A 20,002-nucleotide genomic window follows, 5' to 3' on the forward strand; every position below is an offset into this window, starting at 1 on the left:
CGCAATGCATGCGAACGCGCCTGCGCAGACCACGCCCCCCGCACAGAGTTTATGTAGTTAGGCCGCGCCGCGCAGGCCGGGCCGGGCCGCGTAGGCCGGGCCGCGCAGGGATCCGCCGTTACTTGTAGGTCACCACCAGGTAGCCCCGCAGCGGTGTGTCACCCAGCGACTGAATGCTGTGCTCCACATCCGCCCGGTAATGCGCCGAGTCGCCGGCCGCCAGCTGGCACTCGGTGTTTCCCGCCACCACCTGTGCCGCACCCGCCGCCAGGGTCAACAGTTCGCGCGTACCGCTGTAATGCGGCGAGCTGTCGAGGCTCGCACCGGGCTGCAGGAGCAATTCGTAGAATTCCACGTGTTTTTCCATATGCAGTGGCGACAGTGTGCGAATCTGGCATTCGTCATCGGCACGGAACAGGCTGGAGGGGTCGTCCGCCCTCACTACTTCAATCAGGCCACTGGCCAGCGGGTCATCCACCAGTTCGCCTATACTGAGTCCGAAGGCCTGGGCGATACGGAAGGTTACCGCCAGCGTTGGGTTGGCCTGACCGCGCTCAATCTGGCTCAACATGGAGCGGCTGACGCCGGACGCAGCTGCCAGCTGATCGAGTGTGAACCCGTGAACCTGGCGCAGTTCGGTGACCCGCTCACACAAGACCTTGCTGGCGGGGTCCAGCGCTGATTTGGACATGCAATTTTCCAGTTTAGTAGAAGGATTTCTTGTATCCGGGATATTACCCATCTACTATACCGGATAAATTCCACTATAGTGAAATACCGTTATGCAAGCACTGGTCAAGAAAGAAGCACGTCCCGGCCTCTGGCTGGAGGAGGTACCGGAACCGGCATTCGGCATCAATGACGTGCTGATCAAGGTCAAGCGCACCGCCATCTGCGGCACGGACATGCACATTTTCCACTGGGATGCCTGGGCGCAGAAAACGGTGCCAGTTCCCATGATCGTCGGCCACGAGTTCGTCGGCGAGATCGTTGAAGTCGGCTCCAACGTAGTGGACTTCCACCCTGGCCAGATTGTCTCCGGCGAGGGCCACGTGGTCTGTGGCCGCTGTCGCAACTGCATGGCCGGCCGCCGTCACCTGTGCGCTAAAACCAGCGGCATCGGGGTGGACCGCTCCGGCGCTTTCGCCGAGTACATGGCTCTACCCATGTCCAACGTGTGGGAGCATTCAGCAGGGATAGATCTTGATGTCGCTGCCCTGTTCGACCCCTTCGGCAACGCCGTCCACACCGCATTGCAATTCGACCTGCTCGGGGAGGACGTGCTCATCACAGGTGCCGGGCCTATCGGTGCCATGGCCGCTGCTGTGTGCAAGCATGCCGGTGCGCGCCACGTGGTGATCACCGACGTGATCGATAAACGCCTGGAACTCGCTGCCACCCTGGGCGCTACACGCACCGTAAACGTGACCCGCGAGAGCATTGCCGATGTCCAGCAATCGCTGGGCATGGACGAAGGCTTTGATGTGGGCCTGGAAATGTCCGGCAACCCGCAGGCGTTTCGCGATCTGCTGGCCAATATGTGTCACGGGGGCAAGGTGGCGATGCTGGGCATCCCCAGCGAGAACACAGCGATAGACTGGAACACGGTCATCTTCAACATGCTCACCCTGAAAGGTATCTACGGCCGGGAGATGTACGAAACCTGGTACAAAATGTCGGTCATGATCGAGTCCGGGCTGGATATTTCGCCCGTGATTACCCACCGCATGAGCTTCCGCGACTTTCAACACGGTTTCGATGTGATGAGCTCCGGCGAGGCGAGCAAAGTCGTACTGAACTGGGAGGACTGAAACACCATGTACAGCGCATTTCAGGAACACCTGGCCGGCCAGCTGGCCGATATCGAGTCCGCGGGGCTGACCAAGCACGAGCGTCTCATCACAACGCCCCAGGGCGCGCACGTAGGTGTGGCAGAGCGGGAGGTGCTGAACCTCTGCGCCAACAACTATCTCGGCCTTGCCCAACACCCCGCCGTGAATGCTGCCGCGGCCGAGGGCCTGCGCGAGTGGGGCTATGGCATGGCTTCCGTGCGTTTCATCTGCGGCACGCAAACCCTGCACAAACAGCTGGAACAGAGGCTGTCTGCATTTCTCGGTATGGACGACACCATCCTCTACCCCTCCTGTTTCGACGCCAATGGCGGCCTGTTCGAAACCCTCCTCGGTGCAGAGGATGCGGTGATCTCCGATGAACTCAACCATGCCAGCATCATCGACGGCATACGCCTGTGCAAGGCGCAGCGCTTCCGCTACCGCAACAACGACATGGGCGACCTGGAAGCACAGCTACAGGCGGCAGACGCCGCCGGTGCCCGTTTCAAGTTGATCACCACCGACGGTGTGTTTTCCATGGACGGCTATATCGCGCGCCTGGATGAGATCTGCGATCTCGCCGAGCGCTATGGCGCGCTGGTGCATTTCGACGACTGTCACGCTACCGGCTTTCTCGGCGCCAACGGCAAAGGCACACACGAATACCGCGGCTGCATGGACCGCGTGGACATCATCACTGGCACCCTGGGCAAAGCCCTCGGTGGCGCCAGCGGCGGCTACACCGCTGCGCGACAAGAGGTGGTGGACCTCCTGCGCCAGCGCTCACGCCCCTATCTTTTCTCCAACACGGTAGCCCCACCGGTCGTAGCCGGCGCAATCAAGGCACTGGAACTGGTGGAATCCGAACCGGACCTGCGCCGGCAGCTGATCGAGAATACTGCCCGCTTTCGGGAGGGACTCGAAACACTGGGCTTTGAGCTGTTGCCGGGGGAGCACCCCATCGTGCCCGTTATGCTGCACGATGCAGCAACGGCAGCGAAGTTTGCCGATGCCATGCTCGCCCGCGGCGTTTACGTGGTTGCCTTCTCCTTCCCGGTAGTGCCGAAAGGCAAGGCGCGCATTCGCACGCAGATGTCGGCAGCGCTGAGTGCAGACGATATTGAGCAGGCACTGAGTGCTTTTGCCGCCGCACACGCTGAACTGGCATCCTGACGCAGGCGCACGGAGCAGGCCTCACCGCAGCATTCCGGGTTCGCGGGCCATCATGGCGGCGGCTGTCACCGCCGCTGCGTTTCAATGCGCGCAGAGCCTGGATTCCGTGCAGTGAAGGCAAGGTCCATAGGCGATTGCTTGCCAATAGCCCCTCCTCTCTGCCTATACTTGTTACGCCCCTCTCGCGTTTTGAGTATTTTATGCTGCATTCAACCATCGAGTCTGTCACCGATCGTATCCATGAACGGAGCCGCGATAGCCGCAAGCGCTACCTGGACAAGGTAGACACTGCGAGCCAGCAAGAGGTGAGCCGCAAGCGGCTGTCCTGCGGCAATATCGCCCACGCCATGGCAGCCTGCAATGACGAAGGCAAGTCGCTGCTGGCCTCCGACCGCGCCGCCAACCTGGGTATTGTCTCAGCGTACAACGAGATGCTGTCTGCGCACCAACCCTACGTTGATTTTCCGGACATCATCAAACGGGCCGCACGTGACGCGAATGCGGTTGCCCAGTTCGCGGGCGGGGTACCCGCCATGTGCGATGGTGTAACCCAGGGTCGCGACGGCATGGAGCTGTCGCTGTTCAGCCGTGATGTGATCGCCATGGCGACCGGCGTGGCACTCTCCCACGATATGTTCGACGGCGTACTGTGCCTGGGTGTGTGCGACAAAATTGTGCCCGGCCTGCTGATTGGCGCACTCTCTTTTGGCCACCTTCCCACCGTATTCATTCCTGCCGGGCCCATGCCTTCAGGCTTGCCCAACAAGGAAAAAATTCGGGTGCGCCAGTTGTATGCTGAAGGCAAGGTTGGCCGCGATGCGCTGCTCAAGGCCGAAAGCGAGTCCTACCACAGCCCCGGCACATGCACATTCTACGGCACCGCCAACAGCAACCAGATGTTGATGGAAATCATGGGGCTACACCTGCCTGGAAGCTCCTTCATCAATCCCGGCACCGAAATGCGCGACGCGCTGACGGCGGCAGCAGTCAAACAGCTCGCCAAAATCACTAAACAGGGGGACGCGTTCACACCGCTGGCGGATATTGTCAATGAGCGCAGTCTGGTCAATGCTATCGTAGGGCTGCTGGCAACCGGCGGCTCTACCAACCACGCCATTCACCTCATTGCGATCGCGCGAGCTGCCGGCATCTTGATCAACTGGCAAGACATGTCGGAGCTCTCGTCAGTAGTGCCCCTGCTCTGTCGCATCTACCCGAATGGCGAGGCGGACGTGAACCATTTTCAAGCCGCCGGTGGCATGCCATTGCTCGTGCGCGAGTTATTAAGCGGCGGGCTACTCCATGATGACGTCAAGACGATTCTCGGCCAGGGGGGGTTAACAGCCTATTGCAGCGAACCCTTCTTCAACCCCGGCGGCCACGATGAACCGCTTGAATGGAAACCGGGTGCTACCGCGTCGGCGGACCCGCAGGTGCTTGCCAGTATAAAAACACCTTTCAGCCCGGAGGGTGGACTCAAATTGCTGACCGGCAACCTGGGGCGCTCCATCATCAAGGTGTCTGCGGTCGCCAAATCACACCAGAAGTTGCGCGCGCCTGCGGTGGTTCTCTCGCACCAGGACGAACTGAAAGAAAAGTTTGAAGCCGGGGAACTCGAGCGGGACTTTGTCGCAGTGGTCCGCTTTCAGGGCCCCAAAGCCAACGGCATGCCGGAACTGCATAAACTCGTGCCGTATCTGGGTATATTGCAGGACAGGGGCTTCAAGGTTGCCCTCGTAACCGATGGCAGAATGTCTGGCGCTTCGGGCAAGATTCCCGCCGCGATACATTTATCCCCGGAAGCACTGGATCAGGGCCCGATCGCAAAACTCCGGGACGGCGACACCATTGAGCTGGACGCCGAGGCGGGAGCGCTGAATGTACACGCAGCGGATTTCGATTCCCGACCGGCGATACCAGGCGACGGACAGCCCACCCAGGGGATGGGGCGAGAAATGTTTCAGGTGTTTCGCAACCAGGTTAGTGCCGCGGAAGACGGTGCTAGTGTGTTTCAGCAGTAGAAGACGACCATACCGTTATGACAGACCCGTTCGATATCGTGATTTTTGGCGGCTCAGGCGACCTGGCCCTGCGCAAACTGATACCCGCGCTGTACAAAGCGTTTACCGCAGAAGAGCTGGCGGAGGGCACGCGCATATTCACCACCACGCGGAGTGAAGAAGCGACCGCAAGGTATCTCGAAACGGCCCAGGATAGTCTGCAGGAGTTTCTGGTTGCCGAGGAATTCAACGACACGAAATGGGCAGCGTTCAAGACGCTTCTGTTCCCTGTTACGCTGGACATTGCAAACCGCGACGCAGGGTGGAAGGAGCTCAAAAGTGCGCTGAACACCCTCCCGGACGCCACGCGCATCTTCTACCTTGCCACACCACCCGCCGTATTTGGTGCTTGCTGCAAGCACCTGAGCGAAGAAGGCTTGATTTCAGAATACAGCCGCCTGGTGGTGGAAAAACCACTGGGCTACGACGCAAAATCAGCCGAAGCCATCAACAACGAAATCGCCACGTATTTTGAAGAAAAATCCATTTACCGTATCGACCACTACCTGGGAAAGGAAACCGTGCAGAACCTGCTGGCGCTGCGGTTTACCAATTTGATTTTCGAGCAGTTGTGGGATGCAAAGTCGATCGACCATGTGCAAATCACCATTGCCGAGACGGTGGGACTGGAAGGCAGAGCGGGGTTCTATAACGAGGCCGGGGCACTGCGGGACATGGTGCAGAACCACCTGCTGCAGCTTTTGAGTCTGGTGGCGATGGAGTCACCACACACCATGAATGCTGAAAACATTCAAATGGAGAAGATCAAGGTTCTGGAAGCCCTGCGCCCTATCACCGGCGCCGACGTGATGAAAAACACGGTCCGCGGTCAATATGTGGCGGGCGGCCATCAGGGCAAGCTGGTGCCCGGATACCTTGAGGAGCTGGGATCAACCCATAGCGCAACCGAAACCTTCGTTGCCCTGCGCGTTTATATCGACAATTGGCGCTGGGCGCGGGTACCTTTCTATTTACGTACCGGCAAACGCATGAAGTCCCGCTTTGCGGAAATCATGATTCAGTTTAAAGAGGTTCCGCACCGCGTCTTCAGCGCCGGCGCCGGGAAAATGGACCCCAATCGCCTGGTGATTCGCCTGCAGCCCGAAGAATCCATTCAGCTGAGTCTCATGTCGAAAAACCTGGACACGTTGGACATGCAGTTGCAACCCACCGCTCTCAACCTCAACTTTTCCGACACCTACAAACATTTGCGCAGTAGCGCCTATAAGCGCCTGATCCTGGACGCTGCCGCCGACAACTCCAGCCTGTTTATCAGCCGCAAGGAAGTCTCCACCGCATGGGCCTGGATTGACCCCATCATTGAAGCCTGGCAAGCCTCCTCCAGCTCACCGGAGTTGTACCGCGCAGGCTCCTGGGGCCCCGACGAAGCCGATGCACTGCTCGCGGAGGACTGCCACGCCTGGTACAACGCAGGTGATATCGAGGAAGTCTGCGCGGATGATTGAGGAGTTCTTTTTCGCGCAGAGAGCCGAGTTATTCGAGGCGCTCACGACACACTGCGCCAATGTCTTGCGGCGTGGCATCGAAGCACATGACCACGCAACGGTTTTCGTTTCGGGCGGCAGCACCCCATTGCCCCTGTATCGCCAGCTCTCGCGTCAGGAACTGTCGTGGGAAAAGGTTGATATCGCCCTGGTTGATGAGCGCTGGGTAAACCCCGGCCAGCCCGGAAGCAATGAGACGGCTATCGTCGACAGCTTACTCAAGAACCGGGCATCCGAGGCCGCGTTCTTCGGTATGAAAACCGCGGCTGCAACTGCCACGGACGGCGCAGTGGAGTGCGAAACGAGATACAGGCGCATCCATTGCCCCTTCGACCTCTGTATTCTGGGGCTGGGGGCCGACGGCCATACCGCATCGCTTTTTCCTCATGCAGGGAACCTGGCGTATGCGCTTGACGCGAACAACGCCCGGTTATGCACGCCTATCCAAGCCAGGGAAAGCGCGGTGACGGGCAAGCTCACTGAACGCATGACGCTCACACTGAACGCGATTCGCGCCTGCAACACCATTATCCTGCTGATTACCGGCGAGGAGAAACTCGAGGTGTACCGAACCGCACTTCATTCCCGGGACACTCTCGGCCTGCCTGTGAGCGCCTTGCTGCACGGCGCTGGCAGCAAAGTATCCGTATACTGGGCGCCCTAGAAACCCCGAAACCCCGTTCCACCCATCGCGAGCGAACACAATGACGAAGCAATTGAACACTGTACTGACCACAAGCCCGGTCATTCCCGTTATCGTCATCGAGCGCGCAGATGATGCCGTGCCCCTGGCTGAGGCGCTGGTGCGCGGTGGACTGAAAGTGCTGGAAATCACCTTGCGCAGCGAGCACGGCCTGACAGCCATTGCAGCCATCAAGAAACACGTCCCCGGGGCGATCGTGGGTGCGGGCACTGTTCTCTCTGCGAGCGACTTCCAGGCATCTGTCGATGCCGGTGCCGAATTTATTGTTAGCCCCGGGACAACAGCCGCACTGCTCAAGGCGGCAACGGCAAGCGGCACCCCGTTGCTTCCCGGTGTGGCAACGCCGAGTGAGGCCATGACAGTTCTGGAACATGGCATTCACTGCATGAAGTTTTTCCCGGCTGAAGCCGCTGGCGGCACCCGCATGCTCAAAGCCATCGCCGGGCCCATGCCGCAGATTAAATTCTGCCCCACAGGCGGCATCAACCTGGCGAATGTAAAAGACTACCTGGCGCTCGATAACGTCTTGTGTGTCGGTGGAACCTGGATGCTGGACAGCGCCGCAATTCGGTCAGGGGATTGGGCTCAAATAGAGGCAGGCGCCCGTGCTGCGGCCGGGCTTTCAGCCAGGCGCTAAAGCTGCGGGCGCCAACGGCGTGTCGGCGGCGTAGCTCGGGATCGCCTACTCCCCGAGCATTCAGCCACCATCAGTTTCCTTGCCATCCACCGTTGCCAGAATGGCCTGAGCCTCGTCACACCAGGCCAGAAAGTGCTCTCCCTGACGGATGCCTGCCAACAGGGCCAGAAACACACCCTTGCGCCTTACCGGCAGGGCCGTGGGGTCTGCATAGTGGCGTCGGCGGATTTTTTCGTACAGATAGAGGCGCTGCATCATCTGCTCTCGACGCTGGCCAATCTCCATCGCGAGATGCGCGGCGTTGCTTTCGGCAAGGTTGTACAACTTGACGAACAGGTCGTCCTTGCCCTCCTGCACGCGCGAATTGCCCATCACCCACTCCGCCATGGCGCTGCGCCCGGCGCCGGTAAGCGCGTAGACGATCTTGTCGGGCTTGCCCGCCTGGGCGACCGTTTCGCGCTGCAGCCAACCGCGGTCGGCCAGCTTGTGCAGTTCCTGGTAGATCTGTTGATGGCTGGCGCGCCAGAACAACCCCAGGGAGATATCGAACGCCTTGGCCAGTTCATAGCCCGACATGTCGTCTTCCAACAGGGCGGTCATGATTGCGTGAGAGAGTGCCATGGCTGCTGCTGAGTACCTCGTATCGCGTGCGGCGTGAGCTTGGCAGCTTAAACCCGGAACGCTTTTCATGCAAAAGGTTGCATATCAATTAAATATGCAATAAATTGCATAAAACTGCAACCCGTAATGGAGTTTCACCCCATGGCACTACCCGCTGTTCTGCAAGACAAACTGCGCCTGCCCGCCGTCGCCGCCCCCATGTTCATCGTTTCCAACCCGGACCTGGTGATTGCCCAGTGCAAGGCCGGCATCGTCGGTTCATTCCCGGCCCTGAATGCGCGGCCCGCGGAGCAGCTCGACGTCTGGCTGGAGAAAATCACGCGTGAACTGGCGGCGTGGGACGCAGAACACCCCGACACACCCGCGGCACCGTTTGCCGTGAACCAGATTGTGCACGGCTCCAACGACCGTCTGCAGCACGATCTGGAAATGTGCGTGAAGTACAAGGTGCCCATTGTCATTACCTCTCTCGGTGCGAAGGAAATGGTAAACGAGGCGGTACACAGTTATGGCGGGATCGTGCTGCACGATGTGATCAACAACCGTTTTGCCCACAAAGCCATCGAGAAGGGTGCGGACGGCCTGATCGCCGTGGCCTCCGGCGCCGGTGGCCACGCCGGCCCCCTGTCGCCTATCGCCTTGATTCAGGAAATTCGGGAATGGTTCGACGGCCCGCTGCTGCTTTCCGGCTCAATCGCCACTGGCGATGCCATCCTCGCCGCACAGGCCATGGGGGCAGACCTGGGCTATATCGGCTCGGCGTTCATCGCCACCAAAGAAGCCAATGCCGAGCAGGCCTACAAGCAGGCCATTGTCGACCACGGCGCCGGCGACATTGTCTACAGCAACCTGTTCACGGGAATCCACGGCAATTACCTGCGCCCCTCTATCGAGGCCGCCGGGCTGGACCCGGACAATCTGCCCGAAAGTGACCCGTCTGCAATGAACTTCGGCTCGGGCGGCAACAGCGACGCCAAGGCCTGGAAAGATATCTGGGGCTGCGGCCAGGGCATTGGCGCCGTGAAGGAAATTCTCTCCGCGGGTGACCTGGTAGCGCGCCTGCAGCGCGAATACGCCGCGGCGCGCGCCCGCCTGCTGGGGAGCTAGGCCGCGGCCTCAGCGGCGGCCGGGAAGCCCGGCGAGTTCGCTGAACTTGACCACGCGGGCGTGTACCGGCGGGTGCTCACTGGCACCTATCCAGCGCCAGCACAGGGTGCCCGTGTGGTGGCCCGCGGTTTCCACCCAGTTCGCCTGCGGCGGCTTCTCGTGCGCCACCACGATCACCACCCCGCCGTCCTCTTCATAGGCGGCGGTGTGTTTGTTGAAGTGAATCTGGTGGTAACGGAAGTCCAGTGATTCCATCCACCAGTTCTGCAGCACGAAGTTCCACGTCTGACAGGCCGGCACCACGGGCGCCTCAATCAACAGCGCCTCGTCCGGTGCGAGCTCCCAGGCACTGTGAAAATAGTAGATATTGGGGTCGCCGCCAATGGCCTGGCAAAATGCTTGGTCCGCTGGCGCCACCTGATTCAGGGTCGGTAGGAAGCTCGCCGCCCAACCTTCAAACAGCCCGGTGGTGCTGCGCATGAACTGCACCGCGCCCTGCAAGGCACGGTCGAGCTTTTCCGGCGATAGCGGCTCGGGCCGCTCGTGCTCCGCGCCGATACGCTCTATGCGAATTTCCGCGCGCGTCTCGCCACGGCGATCCTGGAACGTCTGACGCACGTTCAGCGAGTTGGTCTCGGGCCCCATGGGCAGCCAGTTGCCCGGCTGCTGGCGCTGGCTGACAATGATCTCCAACGTACCGTCGGGGTTGATATCCATGTCCCGCGAGTCGAGCCAACCATCGGTTTTCATGCCACCGCCACTGCTGTAACGATTGATCACGGTACCAAAGCCCAGATAATTCACCGTGCCTCGCGTCCCCGTTATCCGGTAGTCATACTGCGGATCGATGGTCGCCGTCTGGTAGTGGTTATCCGGGTTGTCGGCACCGAGCTTGATGGTTTCGTGTGCCGGGCAACGCAACTCGGGAAAGCGCGGGTCACCCGCTTCGAGGAAGCTCTCCAGCCCGGCGCGCAACATACGCGATAAATAGCGGTAACCCTCGGCGCGGGTAAACGCATCCTGCGGAGCGTTCTCGGCGTCCACCAGACTACCCGCCTCTTTCAGCGCATCGCAGAACTCACTCCAGGTACTGCCATCCATCACGCGCTGTTCTGCGTTCGCCGGTTCATTCATACCGTTGCCTCTTCATCCAGTGTCAGGTCGTAACGTTGCATGTAGTCCTTGAACAGTGCCGCCACCTCTTCACGAGTGATGGCGTAGTCCTCAAGCCGATAGCGGTGCAGCCCGTGTTTGCCGCGCGGGTGATTGTCCAGCCAGGCCTGCATACGCTGCCGTACATCCGTTTGCAGCGGCATGTCGCGCAGGGCATACAGCTGTTCCAGCACTCGCCATGGGTTGGCGACGAATTCATCGTGATACACATCGAGGAATTGCCCCGGGTGCGTCGGTTCCAGCGCGGCGCGATCTGCTTCGAATGTACGCGTATAGGCGGTCAGCATGGTCATCCAGTCACGGCCGATTTCCGCGCGATCAATGCTGTCGCTGCTGCTGCGCCGCAGCACCTCGCTGAAGCTGCAACCTGAACCGACAAACGCCAGCGGTGCGCGGTGGGTCTGGACGATAATGGCATCGGGGTACACCCGCAGTATCTCCCGCAGGCCGAGCTGATGAAATGGCGCCTTGAGCACCCACTGCCCGGGATGCCGCGACTGCAGCAGCTGTAACTGCCGGCGGTGATAGTCGTAGCTGTCAGAACGACACAGATTCGCATACAGCCAGTTGGCGTAACTGGGCACGTGAAAGAGCGCGGAGTATTCAACCGACATGAAATTGCGGTTGAGCAGCATGTAGCACTCGTCCGGCTCTTCGGCATCAATCAGGTGAGTCTGGCGAAAGCCGGGGAGAAACGTCTCGGTCAGGGCCACGCCCTCGGCGCGCGCCGCAATACGCGGATCGCTGGTGTAGGACGCCGTCTCCGGAGGTGGCACAGGCTGCTGGGCCTCCCACAGGCGCAGGGTGCGATTGCGGGGATCCTGGTTCAGCAGGTGATGCAGGGCCGTCGTGCCGGTGCGCGGCAGGCCCAGAATGAACACCGGGCGCTGTACCTGCTGCTCGCCAACCTCCGGGTGAGAGGTGAGGTAATCTTCTATCTCCAGGCGCCGCGAGAGCCCGTCAAGGATGGTCATTTCAGCCCGCATGTGACCAAACTCATTCAGCCTCGCTTCGGTGTGCAGCGCCTCGAGCAGGCGCTCCAGTGCCTCGTAAAAGGCCGGGTCGCCAAAATCTTCCAACCCGGTATCCACCATCGCCTGTTGGCGCAATGCTTCCAGTTCCAGCACAGGGACTTCCTTTTCATCGTCATTATTATTATGGCGTTTCCGCCGCGCTACACTCTACAAAGCTGCGCGCGGGCAAGCACCCCCGAAAGCGAGACTGCCGGTTGCTGGTATAACAAACGAGACCAGCGACCCGCCCACCAGCTCTGGCTCAGATGGGGGAGCCCGGAGGAGCCACGTGCGGCTGCAATCCCTGCAGGACACCCGGCGTGTCCAGCAGGTGCTGTATCTGCAGTCGCCCGAAACGGTAGTGCGCGCGCCAGGCAGGTGAGACCACTTGTGCCTGCTGCTCCAGCCAGCCATGCAGTGCCAGCAGTGCGTCCAGGCTTTCTGCGCGTACCTGGGGCTGCACCTCGGCGGTGCGCGCCAAACGCAGCAGCCGCGCCAGCGCTTCCATATTGACAACCCGCTGCAGTGCGCCGGTATTGCCCTGCGCGGGCTCCGCATACCAGCTGCGCTTGAGCACGGCATCCAGCAGCTCCGGGAAGCCGGGCTGGGCGGCGGAGCGGGCCTGGTTATTGTTCATGCGCACCGCACGGGTGGGGTTCAGCAACATATCCAGAGTCAGGCCCGCGGCGGTGGCCGCTGCCGCATGAGGGTCGAACACGTAGCCGGTGTCGCGGGGGAACAGCTCGCGGCCGTCGCCATACCCCGGTGGGCGCGGCGGTATCAGCGCCAACAGGTCCGCAGGCATGGCCAGCACATCCGGTGCCAGCGTTGCCAGCAACGCCTCCAGCGCGGCGCGCTGCTGCGCGGGCAGCACCGCGGCCACGGGCACCTGCCCGTCACCACGCAATGCATAACTAAACACCTGACCACCAATGAGTGTGGCCGCCGCCTGTAATTGATAGCGATGCATCAGGTACATCGGCACCAATACATCCTCCAGCTGGGCCAGAGGTCGACCCAGCCGCACACTGCGCTCGGAAAAGCGCGCCAGCACGCTAGCCCGCAGGTCCATCAGCCGATTCAACTCTTGCACCGGATCACTGCCGTTGTCCCACAGACTGCCCAGCGGGTGTGCCGGGCCGGCACCGACGGCGAAGGCGTCGCCACGGGAATGCACATCGGCCACATAGTGCAGGCCCGCCGCATAGGTATCGCGAACAATCTGCTCTCGCGCCGCGGCGGCATCCACCGCATCGGGGAAATGCTGGTAGCCATGCAGAATGGCTCGCTTGTCCCACTCACCGAGGCCCGTGGTGTAGGCCTGGGAAAGATCAGGCTCGCCCGCAGCGTCCAATATGACGTACGGGTGGGGGTAATCCATCACCGACGCCCGCCCGTCCGCACTCGCCGCAAAGTTGTGCTCCAGGCCAAGGGTATGACCCACTTCATGCGCCGCGAGCTGACGAATACGCGCCAGGGCAAAGTCCAGCATGGCCTCAGGCACACTGCCGTCTTCCGCATAGGGCGCCAGTAACCCTTCCGCCAGCAGGTAATCCTGCCGCACGCGCAGCGAACCCAGGGTTACATGGCCCTTGATGATTTCCTGGGTGCGCGGGTCGCGCACGCTGGCACCGTAGGACCATCCGCGCGTGGAGCGATGTACCCATTGAATCACGTTATAGCGCACATCCATCGGGTCGGCGTCCTCGGGCAGGAGACGAACCTGGAAGGCGTTGTCATAACCCGCCGCTGCAAAGGCCTCATTCCACCAGGCGGCGCCTTCCATCAGTGCACTGCGCACCGGCTCGGGGGCTCCCCGGTCCAGATAGTAGACAATTGGCTCCACGGCCTCACTGCGTTCCGCTTGCGGATCCTTCTTCTGCAGTCGATGGCGCCAGGCATAGGGCTGGCGAACCGGCTCACCGATGGGCACCGCATAGTCGACCCGTTGCCGATCGTAATCCGGGTCGATAAAGCCCGCACGCGGGTCGTAGGGCAAGGGCTCGTAGCCGGGCTCGGGGAGGCGAACGAAGGAGTGATGCTGGTGCACGCTCAGTGACCGCGGATCGGGTGTGACGGTGGCCAGCTGCTGGCCGGCAGGTTCGCCTGCCAAGGTGACCAGCGCATCCACCTCGGTGTTATCGGGAAAAGCGCGGGTACGGGGCAGGTAAATGGCAGAGCGATCCGGATCAGCGCGGTAATCACCCTCCTCGCGGTCCTTCAGCCGCCGCGCGACACCGTGCACATCGCTGACAAAGTAATCCGTGCCATCCACCAGCACACGATCGCCGCTGCGGGCCACCACGGGGAAACTGGCCAGCGCGGAACGGGCAAAGGCCTCCTCCACGGCGCGACGCTCGTCTGCGTTGCTGCTGCGCGCCGTGTACACGGGGTTATCGGCCATCAGTAGTACCTTGTCACCCACCCGGCTGAACCGCGCCAGACGGGTGTTGCCGAGCTGCCCCCGATCAAGGCCCAGATCGTTGGAACCGACACCGCTGGACAAGCTGCTGACGTAAATGAAGGGCTGCTCGAAGGCGGTAATTTCCAGGTACAGACGTCCGCCTGCGTCGTCCCAGTAAAGGTTCTGGAAGCCCGCCAGGTACTGCATTCCCGCCGTGTGGGCCTCGACTTCCGGAACGCCAGACGTGCCACCCTCTTGTGCAGAATCACTGCAGGCGGCCAGCACAAGTACTGCACATGCCCAGAAAAGGCGCTTCACCATATCCCCTCCTGTGGCGTGGCCAGGCAAAGCGGCTACAGCCCGCGCCGCGTGCGCACGGCAGCCGCCAGTTCTTCAAGTAGCGTTTCCGTGTGCTCCCAGTCGATACACGGGTCGGTAATACTCTGGCCATAAACCAGCGATTCACCGGCGACCACATCCTGGCGCCCGGCGATCAGGTTGCTCTCGATCATCAAGCCAAAGATGGCGCTGTTGCCCCGCGCCACCTGGGCGCCGATATCACGAATCACATCCACCTGCCGCGCGGGTATCTTGCGACTGTTGGCGTGGCTGGCATCCACCATGATGCGTGCGGGCAGGCCCGCCTTGCGGAGCATGGCGGCCGCATCGTCCACCGAGAACATGTCGTAGTTGGGATGCTTGCCACCGCGCAGAATGATGTGGCAATCCTCGTTGCCCGCTGTCTGGAAAATCGCGGAATGGCCCTGCTTGGTCACCGACAGGAAATGGTGCGGCTGGGACGCCGACTTGATGGCGTCTATCGCCACCTGTATGTCGCCATCGGTCGCGTTCTTGAAGCCCACCGGGCAGGACAGCCCCGAGGCCAGTTCGCGGTGCGTCTGGCTCTCGGTGGTGCGTGCCCCGATCGCGCCCCAGGCCACCAGGTCCGCCACATACTGGGGACTGATCAGGTCCAGGTATTCGGTGCCGGTCGGCAAGCCCATGGCGGCGAGGTCTGCCAGCAATTGACGGGCGAGGTGCAGGCCCTTGTTGATCTGGAACGTGTTGTTCAGGTCCGGGTCGTTAATCAGCCCTTTCCAGCCCACCGTGGTGCGCGGTTTCTCGAAATACACCCGCATGACCACCTGCAGGTCGGCCTGCAGCGACCGCGCCACACGCTGCAGACGCTGGGCATAATCCCGGGCCGCATCGGGGTCGTGAATGGAACAGGGGCCCACGACCACCAGCAGGCGGTCATCCTTTTCGGCCAGAATATCGTGGATGCTGCGGCGTGCCGCACTCACGCTCTGCGCCGCCGCCTCGTCCAGGGGGATATCACTGATGAGTTGCTGGGGCGCAACCAGTTCATTGGTGCGCCGGATGCGCAGGTCGTCTGTGTTGGTGGTCATGGGATCCCGATATCTGGTTCAGAGCCGACCACTATACCACCGGGCACTTGCTGCTGGCAGCCTGAGCGCCGCCGGACCGCCCGATCCCGGCGAGATCAGAGGGGAAATCAACGTCGCTGAGAATACCGGGGTCGGCAACTGCCAGCAGCGTACGCTGCGCACCTGCCTCGCGCACCAGCGTGCGTGCACCCATGTCTCCACGCAGGCCTGCAAGGCGGCCAAACCAGCGGCTACCAAAGCCCACGGGGTGACCGCTGCTCCCCCGCCAGGTGGGCACCACGATGGCATCCTCCCCCAGCGCCGCGGCCACCTCGGCAAAGGTCGACGCTTGAATGGCAGGCATATCCGCCAGTGCCACCAGAACTCCCTGCCATGCCGGCAGCTGCGCAACGCCCTCCGCCAGCGTGCTACCCATGCCGCAGCGCGCGCGCTCGCAGGCGATCACTTCCTCCGGCTGCAAGCCTGACTGCTGAGCCAATTGCGCTTCACCGGGACGCAGGCAGACCCGCAGCGGCAGGCCCGTGTCACGAATCACAGCGATGGAAGTAGCCAGTACCGTCTGCCCGGAAGGGACCTGCGCGCGGCGCTTGTCACGGCCAAACCGTCGCCCCTCACCGGCGGCGAGCAACAGCACGCCAACGGTCACGCTGGCCGGCGCCCGCGGCGCAGGCTCACCAACTGCGCCATGATCGATACCGCAATTTCCAGCGGGGTCTTGCTGCCGATATCCAGGCCCACCGGCGCATGCAAAGCGGCCAACTGCGTATCGCTCACGCCGAGCTGCCGCAGCCGTCCCAGGCGTTTCTCGGTGGTTTTCTGGGAGCCCAGCGCGCCGACGTACCAGGCCTCGGTTATCAGCGCCTCCATCAGCGCCATGTCGTCGATGCGGGGATCGTGGGTGAGTGTAATCACAATGCTGTGGCGATCACTGGCGTGCGTGCGCACGGCGTCATCCGGCATGCCGTCCAGCAGGGGCACGGCGGGCCCCGGCCACTGCGCACGCACGCTTTCGCGGGGGTCCACCACCAGGACATCGTAGTCCATCGCCAGTGCCAACTCCGCCAGGGATTGGCTGAGTTGACCCGCGCCCACCAGCAGCATGCGCATTTGCGGGCCGAAGGTCTGCACCAGTTCGGCTTCCAACAGCTGCAACTGGCCGTGAGTCGCAACCGGTAACCATTGCGTGATACCGGTGGGAATCGACACCCGGCGCTGCAGGCAGCGCCGCTCCGCCAGCGCCGTTAGCGCTGCCTCCAGCCACGCCTCGTCCCGGTTGGGTTGCAGCCGCTGCACCAGTACCTGCAAGCGGCCGCCGCAGGGTAAACCAAGGCGTTCATTCTGCTCCGCGGTCACGCCATACGGCACAAGCTCGGCACCCGCCACCGGCAGTGCGGCGGAGCGCAACCGCTGCATCAGGTCTTCCTCGATACAGCCACCAGAGAGCGAGCCCACGTGCTCACCCTGCGCATTGCACACCAGCAATGAACCCGGAGGTCGTGGTGAAGAACCCTGCGCGGCGGCGACCGTACACAACCAGACGGCGGTCTCCCGCCGCTGCAGCCAGGCAAGCGCCGCCTCGAGAACGGCCTGATTGGCACTCTGCACGGCTACGCCTCGCCGTCTGCGGCTGGCTGGGCCGCCCAGTGAGCATCCAGCAGCCTGCCAATAGTATTGGGCACTACCAGGTGCGCCGCGTACCAGGTGTGCAGGCAGCGAATACGCCCTGAGTCGGCGATTCCGCCAATGCCGCGCTGTCGTAACACGTCGGCAAAGCCCAACTGTTCCAGCGCCTGACGCTCGTCCGGCGTCAGGTGTTCATCACGCAGTTTGATATGGGCCGCGTGGTCTTCGGCCATGCACTTCTGCAAGGCCGGGTCCTCATCGACCTGACGCTGGAACCGCGCGATCAGCCCACTCGCCTCCTCCCGGTCAATCCGGTAGTTCAATGCGGGGTCGACCAGCCAGAACATGGTGGGAAACGGCGTGCGCTCGACCAGCGAAGCGACACGAATCACCCGCGGGTGACCGGCCTCATCCGCTACCGCAATCTCTCGCAGGCCGCGGGGCTCGCGGCCGAGGCGTTCTGCCACCTGCGCTCTCTGTGTTGCCAAAACTGTCATGACTGCCCTCATCGCACCACGAGCTGTGCATTCTACGCCAAGCAAGACGACAGAACGACGCCTGCAGCACCCGGACACAATCTGGACAATTGACAGCCCGCCCTGTGGGCTCTACAGTGCGCGGCGTACCAGGTGCCTGCCGCTGGTGTCGCTTGACACGGCTGGGCAGGTTAAATGGGAAGTGAGGTAAGGCACAGCGCCGATCCCTCCGCTGCCCCCGCAACGGTAAACAGAGTCCTCTGTGAGCCCGATACCTGCCTGTTACGAGCAACGATGGAGCGGAGGGCTTCATTGAAGGTTGCATGATGCCTCCCCGCATTGCGTTCCCTGATCCCCTCCCTCAATCGCCACCCGTGTCACGGCATTGAGGACTACCTATGAAAGCAGTAAAACTCGCCGGCGCCGTTGCGCTGGCTACCAGCCTGCCCGCCCTGGGCAATACCACTAACCCGGCGCTGGAAGAAATCGTTATCAGCTCTTCGCGCGTCGCCATGCCCCTGCGCGAAGTTGCCACCTCGGTATCGATCATCAGCGCCGAGGACATCCAGCGTCTGGGGTTCGCCAGTCTGCAGGATATCCTGCGCACGGCACCTTCCGTGGCGGTCACCAACAACGGGGGCGCGGGCAAGGTGTCCTCGCTGCGGATACGCGGTGAAGAGGCGTATCGCACCCTGCTGCTGATTGACGGAATCAACGTGTCCGACACCACGGCACCGCAGTTCGGTCCACGTCTTGAGCATCTGCTAAGTAGCGGTGTACGGCGGGTGGAAATCCTGCGCGGACCCCAGGGACTGATGTACGGCGCTGATGCCGGTGGCGTTATCAACATCAGCACTCGCGCCACACAGCCCGGTGCGGGGGGACAGCTCGCCGCTGAAGCCGGGCGCTACGGCACCTCGCAATACAGCGCGGAATTTCACGCCGGCAACGAGCATCTCGATGGCAACCTGTCACTCGCTGACTACAGTACCGACGGCTTCAATTCGCGCACGACCGACACCGATCCAGCAGACGACGACGGCTACGACAACCGCACCTTGCACGCGCGGGCAGGCTGGAATGTCAACGATCAACTGCGGCTGGAACTGGTCGGCCGCGATGTCGACAGCGACAATCAATACGACAACTGCTTTACCGTCGATACCTTCGCACCCAGTAATCGCTGTGCAGACAGCTACGAGCAACAGGCGCTGCGTGCAGCCGCCAGCTTCCGTGGCGAACAGTTCCAGCACGAACTTGCCTACAATCGCAGCGAAACAGAACGGCAGCTGTTTACCGCTGGCCTGCCGGGTTTTGGCACCGAGGGTGACCTGACCCGTGTTACCTACCTCGGCAGTTATGCACCGGGGGAAAACCTGCAACTGGTGTACGGCGTCGACCACGAGACACAGTCACTGAACGATGGCACGTTCGACACCGAGCGCGACCAGACCGGCTACTACCTGGAGTACCAGGGCAGCGTCGCCGACCAGCTGTTTTTTACTGCCGGTGCACGCTACGACGACAATGAAGACTTCGGCAGTCACGACTCCTACCGCGTCAGCGCCGCCTACCTGCTGCCGGCCCTCAATGCCGGTGAAGTGAAACTCAAGGCCGCCTGGAGCACCGGATTTCGCGCGCCCAGCCTGTATGAAGTGGCCTATAACAGAAGCTTTTTTGCCAGCCCGCCCGCAGCAGGCATTGAACTGCAGGAGGAACGCAGCGAGGGCTATGAGCTCGGTGCCGGGTGGTACAGTAACAGCGGGCTGGTGCTGGAGGCGGTGTATTTCACGCAAAAGCTGGAGGACGAAATCTACTTCGACCTGGAGAACTTCTCGGGCTATTTGCAGGGCAGCGACAACAGCGACTCCAGCGGCGTTGAGCTGACGGCCGACGTACCTCTACCAATGCGACTCAGCCTGCAGGGCAACTACACCTACAACGATACCGAAACCGCGGCCGGTGGCCAGCGGGTGTATCGCCCGCGGCATCTCGCCAATCTGGGTCTGCAATGGCATTCACTCGGGGAACAGCTGCTGCTCAGCCTGAACCTGCGCGCATCCCGTGATGCCCAGGAGTTTGATGGCTCGAAGCTAGACGACTACGAAGTGGTCGACATGAACGTCCGCTACCGCTTCACGCCGCGCCTTGAAGTGTATGGCCGGGTCGAAAATCTGCTGGATGCGAGCTATGAGGAAATCCCCAGCTATCGCAGCAGCGAGCGCGCCGCCTACGCGGGCGTTCGCTACAGTTTCTAGGAGCACCA

The 20,002-nt window shown here is 61.9% G+C and carries 17 protein-coding genes and 1 riboswitch; of the genes, 8 read left to right on the forward strand and 9 right to left on the reverse strand.

Features of this window, described 5'->3' with window-relative positions:
* Positions 1-118: 118 nt before the first annotated feature.
* Positions 119-691 carry a helix-turn-helix domain-containing protein gene (locus tag G533_RS0102190; RefSeq protein WP_035525919.1) on the reverse strand — a complete coding sequence of 191 codons (573 nt, stop codon included), beginning with the start codon at positions 689-691 and terminating at the stop codon, positions 119-121.
* Positions 692-782: 91 nt separating this feature from the next.
* On the opposite strand from G533_RS0102190, the gene tdh reads away from it, so the two are divergent.
* From tdh to G533_RS0102220, 6 genes are all read left to right on the forward strand, one after another.
* Positions 783-1,811 carry an L-threonine 3-dehydrogenase gene (gene tdh / locus G533_RS0102195; protein WP_027948551.1) on the forward strand — a complete coding sequence of 343 codons (1,029 nt, stop codon included), beginning with the start codon at positions 783-785 and terminating at the stop codon, positions 1,809-1,811.
* 6 nt (positions 1,812-1,817) lie between these two features.
* Positions 1,818-3,005, forward strand: a complete 1,188-nt coding sequence (locus tag G533_RS0102200; protein WP_027948552.1) for a glycine C-acetyltransferase — start codon at positions 1,818-1,820, stop codon at positions 3,003-3,005.
* A gap of 200 nt (positions 3,006-3,205) precedes the next feature.
* Positions 3,206-5,026 carry a phosphogluconate dehydratase gene (gene edd, locus G533_RS0102205; protein ID WP_035525922.1) on the forward strand — a complete coding sequence of 607 codons (1,821 nt, stop codon included), beginning with the start codon at positions 3,206-3,208 and terminating at the stop codon, positions 5,024-5,026.
* 17 nt (positions 5,027-5,043) lie between these two features.
* Entirely contained in the window at positions 5,044-6,531 is a 1,488-nt protein-coding gene (gene zwf, locus G533_RS0102210; protein ID WP_027948554.1) for a glucose-6-phosphate dehydrogenase, read from the forward strand.
* A complete protein-coding gene (gene pgl / locus G533_RS0102215) occupies positions 6,524-7,234 on the forward strand; it encodes a 6-phosphogluconolactonase (protein ID WP_027948555.1) in 711 nt (236 codons plus the stop codon). Before zwf ends, pgl begins: the two co-directional genes overlap by 8 nt.
* Before the next feature lie 40 nt (positions 7,235-7,274).
* Positions 7,275-7,910, forward strand: a complete 636-nt coding sequence (locus G533_RS0102220; protein WP_027948556.1) for a bifunctional 4-hydroxy-2-oxoglutarate aldolase/2-dehydro-3-deoxy-phosphogluconate aldolase — start codon at positions 7,275-7,277, stop codon at positions 7,908-7,910.
* A gap of 60 nt (positions 7,911-7,970) precedes the next feature.
* On the opposite strand, the gene G533_RS0102225 is transcribed toward G533_RS0102220, so the two are convergent.
* Complete coding sequence (locus tag G533_RS0102225; protein WP_027948557.1) at positions 7,971-8,531, reverse strand: PadR family transcriptional regulator; 561 nt, start codon at positions 8,529-8,531, stop codon at positions 7,971-7,973.
* A 141-nt stretch (positions 8,532-8,672) separates the two neighbouring features.
* Between G533_RS0102225 and G533_RS0102230 the strand changes: the two genes are divergently transcribed.
* Positions 8,673-9,638 carry an NAD(P)H-dependent flavin oxidoreductase gene (locus G533_RS0102230; RefSeq protein ID WP_027948558.1) on the forward strand — a complete coding sequence of 322 codons (966 nt, stop codon included), beginning with the start codon at positions 8,673-8,675 and terminating at the stop codon, positions 9,636-9,638.
* 9 nt (positions 9,639-9,647) lie between these two features.
* Here the strand turns inward: G533_RS0102230 and G533_RS0102235 are convergent, their stop codons facing one another.
* The 7 genes from G533_RS0102235 to G533_RS0102265 form a co-directional block, all read right to left on the reverse strand.
* The gene (locus tag G533_RS0102235) at positions 9,648-10,772 is read right to left on the reverse strand and encodes a DUF1214 domain-containing protein (protein WP_027948559.1); all 1,125 of its coding nucleotides are present in this window, start codon (positions 10,770-10,772) and stop codon (positions 9,648-9,650) included.
* Positions 10,769-11,938, reverse strand: a complete 1,170-nt coding sequence (locus tag G533_RS0102240) for a sulfotransferase family protein (RefSeq protein ID WP_027948560.1) — start codon at positions 11,936-11,938, stop codon at positions 10,769-10,771. Before G533_RS0102240 ends, G533_RS0102235 begins: the two co-directional genes overlap by 4 nt.
* Before the next feature lie 148 nt (positions 11,939-12,086).
* Positions 12,087-14,549, reverse strand: a complete 2,463-nt coding sequence (locus G533_RS0102245) for a zinc-dependent metalloprotease (protein WP_027948561.1) — start codon at positions 14,547-14,549, stop codon at positions 12,087-12,089.
* A gap of 32 nt (positions 14,550-14,581) precedes the next feature.
* Positions 14,582-15,637, reverse strand: a complete 1,056-nt coding sequence (locus tag G533_RS0102250; RefSeq protein ID WP_027948562.1) for a 3-deoxy-7-phosphoheptulonate synthase — start codon at positions 15,635-15,637, stop codon at positions 14,582-14,584.
* A gap of 31 nt (positions 15,638-15,668) precedes the next feature.
* The gene (locus G533_RS20185; protein ID WP_051229880.1) at positions 15,669-16,283 is read right to left on the reverse strand and encodes a nucleotidyltransferase family protein; all 615 of its coding nucleotides are present in this window, start codon (positions 16,281-16,283) and stop codon (positions 15,669-15,671) included.
* The gene (locus tag G533_RS0102260; RefSeq protein WP_027948563.1) at positions 16,280-17,242 is read right to left on the reverse strand and encodes an XdhC family protein; all 963 of its coding nucleotides are present in this window, start codon (positions 17,240-17,242) and stop codon (positions 16,280-16,282) included. The genes G533_RS20185 and G533_RS0102260 overlap by 4 nt, the downstream gene beginning before the upstream one ends.
* A 2-nt stretch (positions 17,243-17,244) precedes the next feature.
* Positions 17,245-17,757 carry a DUF501 domain-containing protein gene (locus G533_RS0102265; protein WP_027948564.1) on the reverse strand — a complete coding sequence of 171 codons (513 nt, stop codon included), beginning with the start codon at positions 17,755-17,757 and terminating at the stop codon, positions 17,245-17,247.
* A gap of 124 nt (positions 17,758-17,881) precedes the next feature.
* Positions 17,882-18,023: riboswitch (cobalamin riboswitch) on the forward strand.
* 111 nt (positions 18,024-18,134) lie between these two features.
* On the opposite strand from G533_RS0102265, the gene G533_RS0102270 reads away from it, so the two are divergent.
* The gene (locus tag G533_RS0102270; RefSeq protein ID WP_027948565.1) at positions 18,135-19,994 is read left to right on the forward strand and encodes a TonB-dependent receptor plug domain-containing protein; all 1,860 of its coding nucleotides are present in this window, start codon (positions 18,135-18,137) and stop codon (positions 19,992-19,994) included.
* Positions 19,995-20,002: the final 8 nt, after the last annotated feature.

This window comes from Haliea salexigens DSM 19537 (genome assembly GCF_000423125.1).
Taxonomy (GTDB): domain Bacteria; phylum Pseudomonadota; class Gammaproteobacteria; order Pseudomonadales; family Halieaceae; genus Haliea; species Haliea salexigens.

What these genes read in the sequence shown, in the direction of transcription:
- G533_RS0102190 (WP_035525919.1), bottom strand. Translation starts at nt 691, where the DNA reads ATGTCCAAATCAGCGCTGGACCCCGCCAGCAAGGTCTTGTGTGAGCGG.
- tdh (WP_027948551.1), top strand. Translation starts at nt 783, where the DNA reads ATGCAAGCACTGGTCAAGAAAGAAGCACGTCCCGGCCTCTGGCTGGAG.
- G533_RS0102200 (WP_027948552.1), top strand. Translation starts at nt 1,818, where the DNA reads ATGTACAGCGCATTTCAGGAACACCTGGCCGGCCAGCTGGCCGATATC.
- edd (WP_035525922.1), top strand. Translation starts at nt 3,206, where the DNA reads ATGCTGCATTCAACCATCGAGTCTGTCACCGATCGTATCCATGAACGG.
- zwf (WP_027948554.1), top strand. Translation starts at nt 5,044, where the DNA reads ATGACAGACCCGTTCGATATCGTGATTTTTGGCGGCTCAGGCGACCTG.
- pgl (WP_027948555.1), top strand. Translation starts at nt 6,524, where the DNA reads ATGATTGAGGAGTTCTTTTTCGCGCAGAGAGCCGAGTTATTCGAGGCG.
- G533_RS0102220 (WP_027948556.1), top strand. Translation starts at nt 7,275, where the DNA reads ATGACGAAGCAATTGAACACTGTACTGACCACAAGCCCGGTCATTCCC.
- G533_RS0102225 (WP_027948557.1), bottom strand. Translation starts at nt 8,531, where the DNA reads ATGGCACTCTCTCACGCAATCATGACCGCCCTGTTGGAAGACGACATG.
- G533_RS0102230 (WP_027948558.1), top strand. Translation starts at nt 8,673, where the DNA reads ATGGCACTACCCGCTGTTCTGCAAGACAAACTGCGCCTGCCCGCCGTC.
- G533_RS0102235 (WP_027948559.1), bottom strand. Translation starts at nt 10,772, where the DNA reads ATGAATGAACCGGCGAACGCAGAACAGCGCGTGATGGATGGCAGTACC.
- G533_RS0102245 (WP_027948561.1), bottom strand. Translation starts at nt 14,549, where the DNA reads ATGGTGAAGCGCCTTTTCTGGGCATGTGCAGTACTTGTGCTGGCCGCC.
- G533_RS0102250 (WP_027948562.1), bottom strand. Translation starts at nt 15,637, where the DNA reads ATGACCACCAACACAGACGACCTGCGCATCCGGCGCACCAATGAACTG.
- G533_RS0102265 (WP_027948564.1), bottom strand. Translation starts at nt 17,757, where the DNA reads ATGACAGTTTTGGCAACACAGAGAGCGCAGGTGGCAGAACGCCTCGGC.
- G533_RS0102270 (WP_027948565.1), top strand. Translation starts at nt 18,135, where the DNA reads ATGAAAGCAGTAAAACTCGCCGGCGCCGTTGCGCTGGCTACCAGCCTG.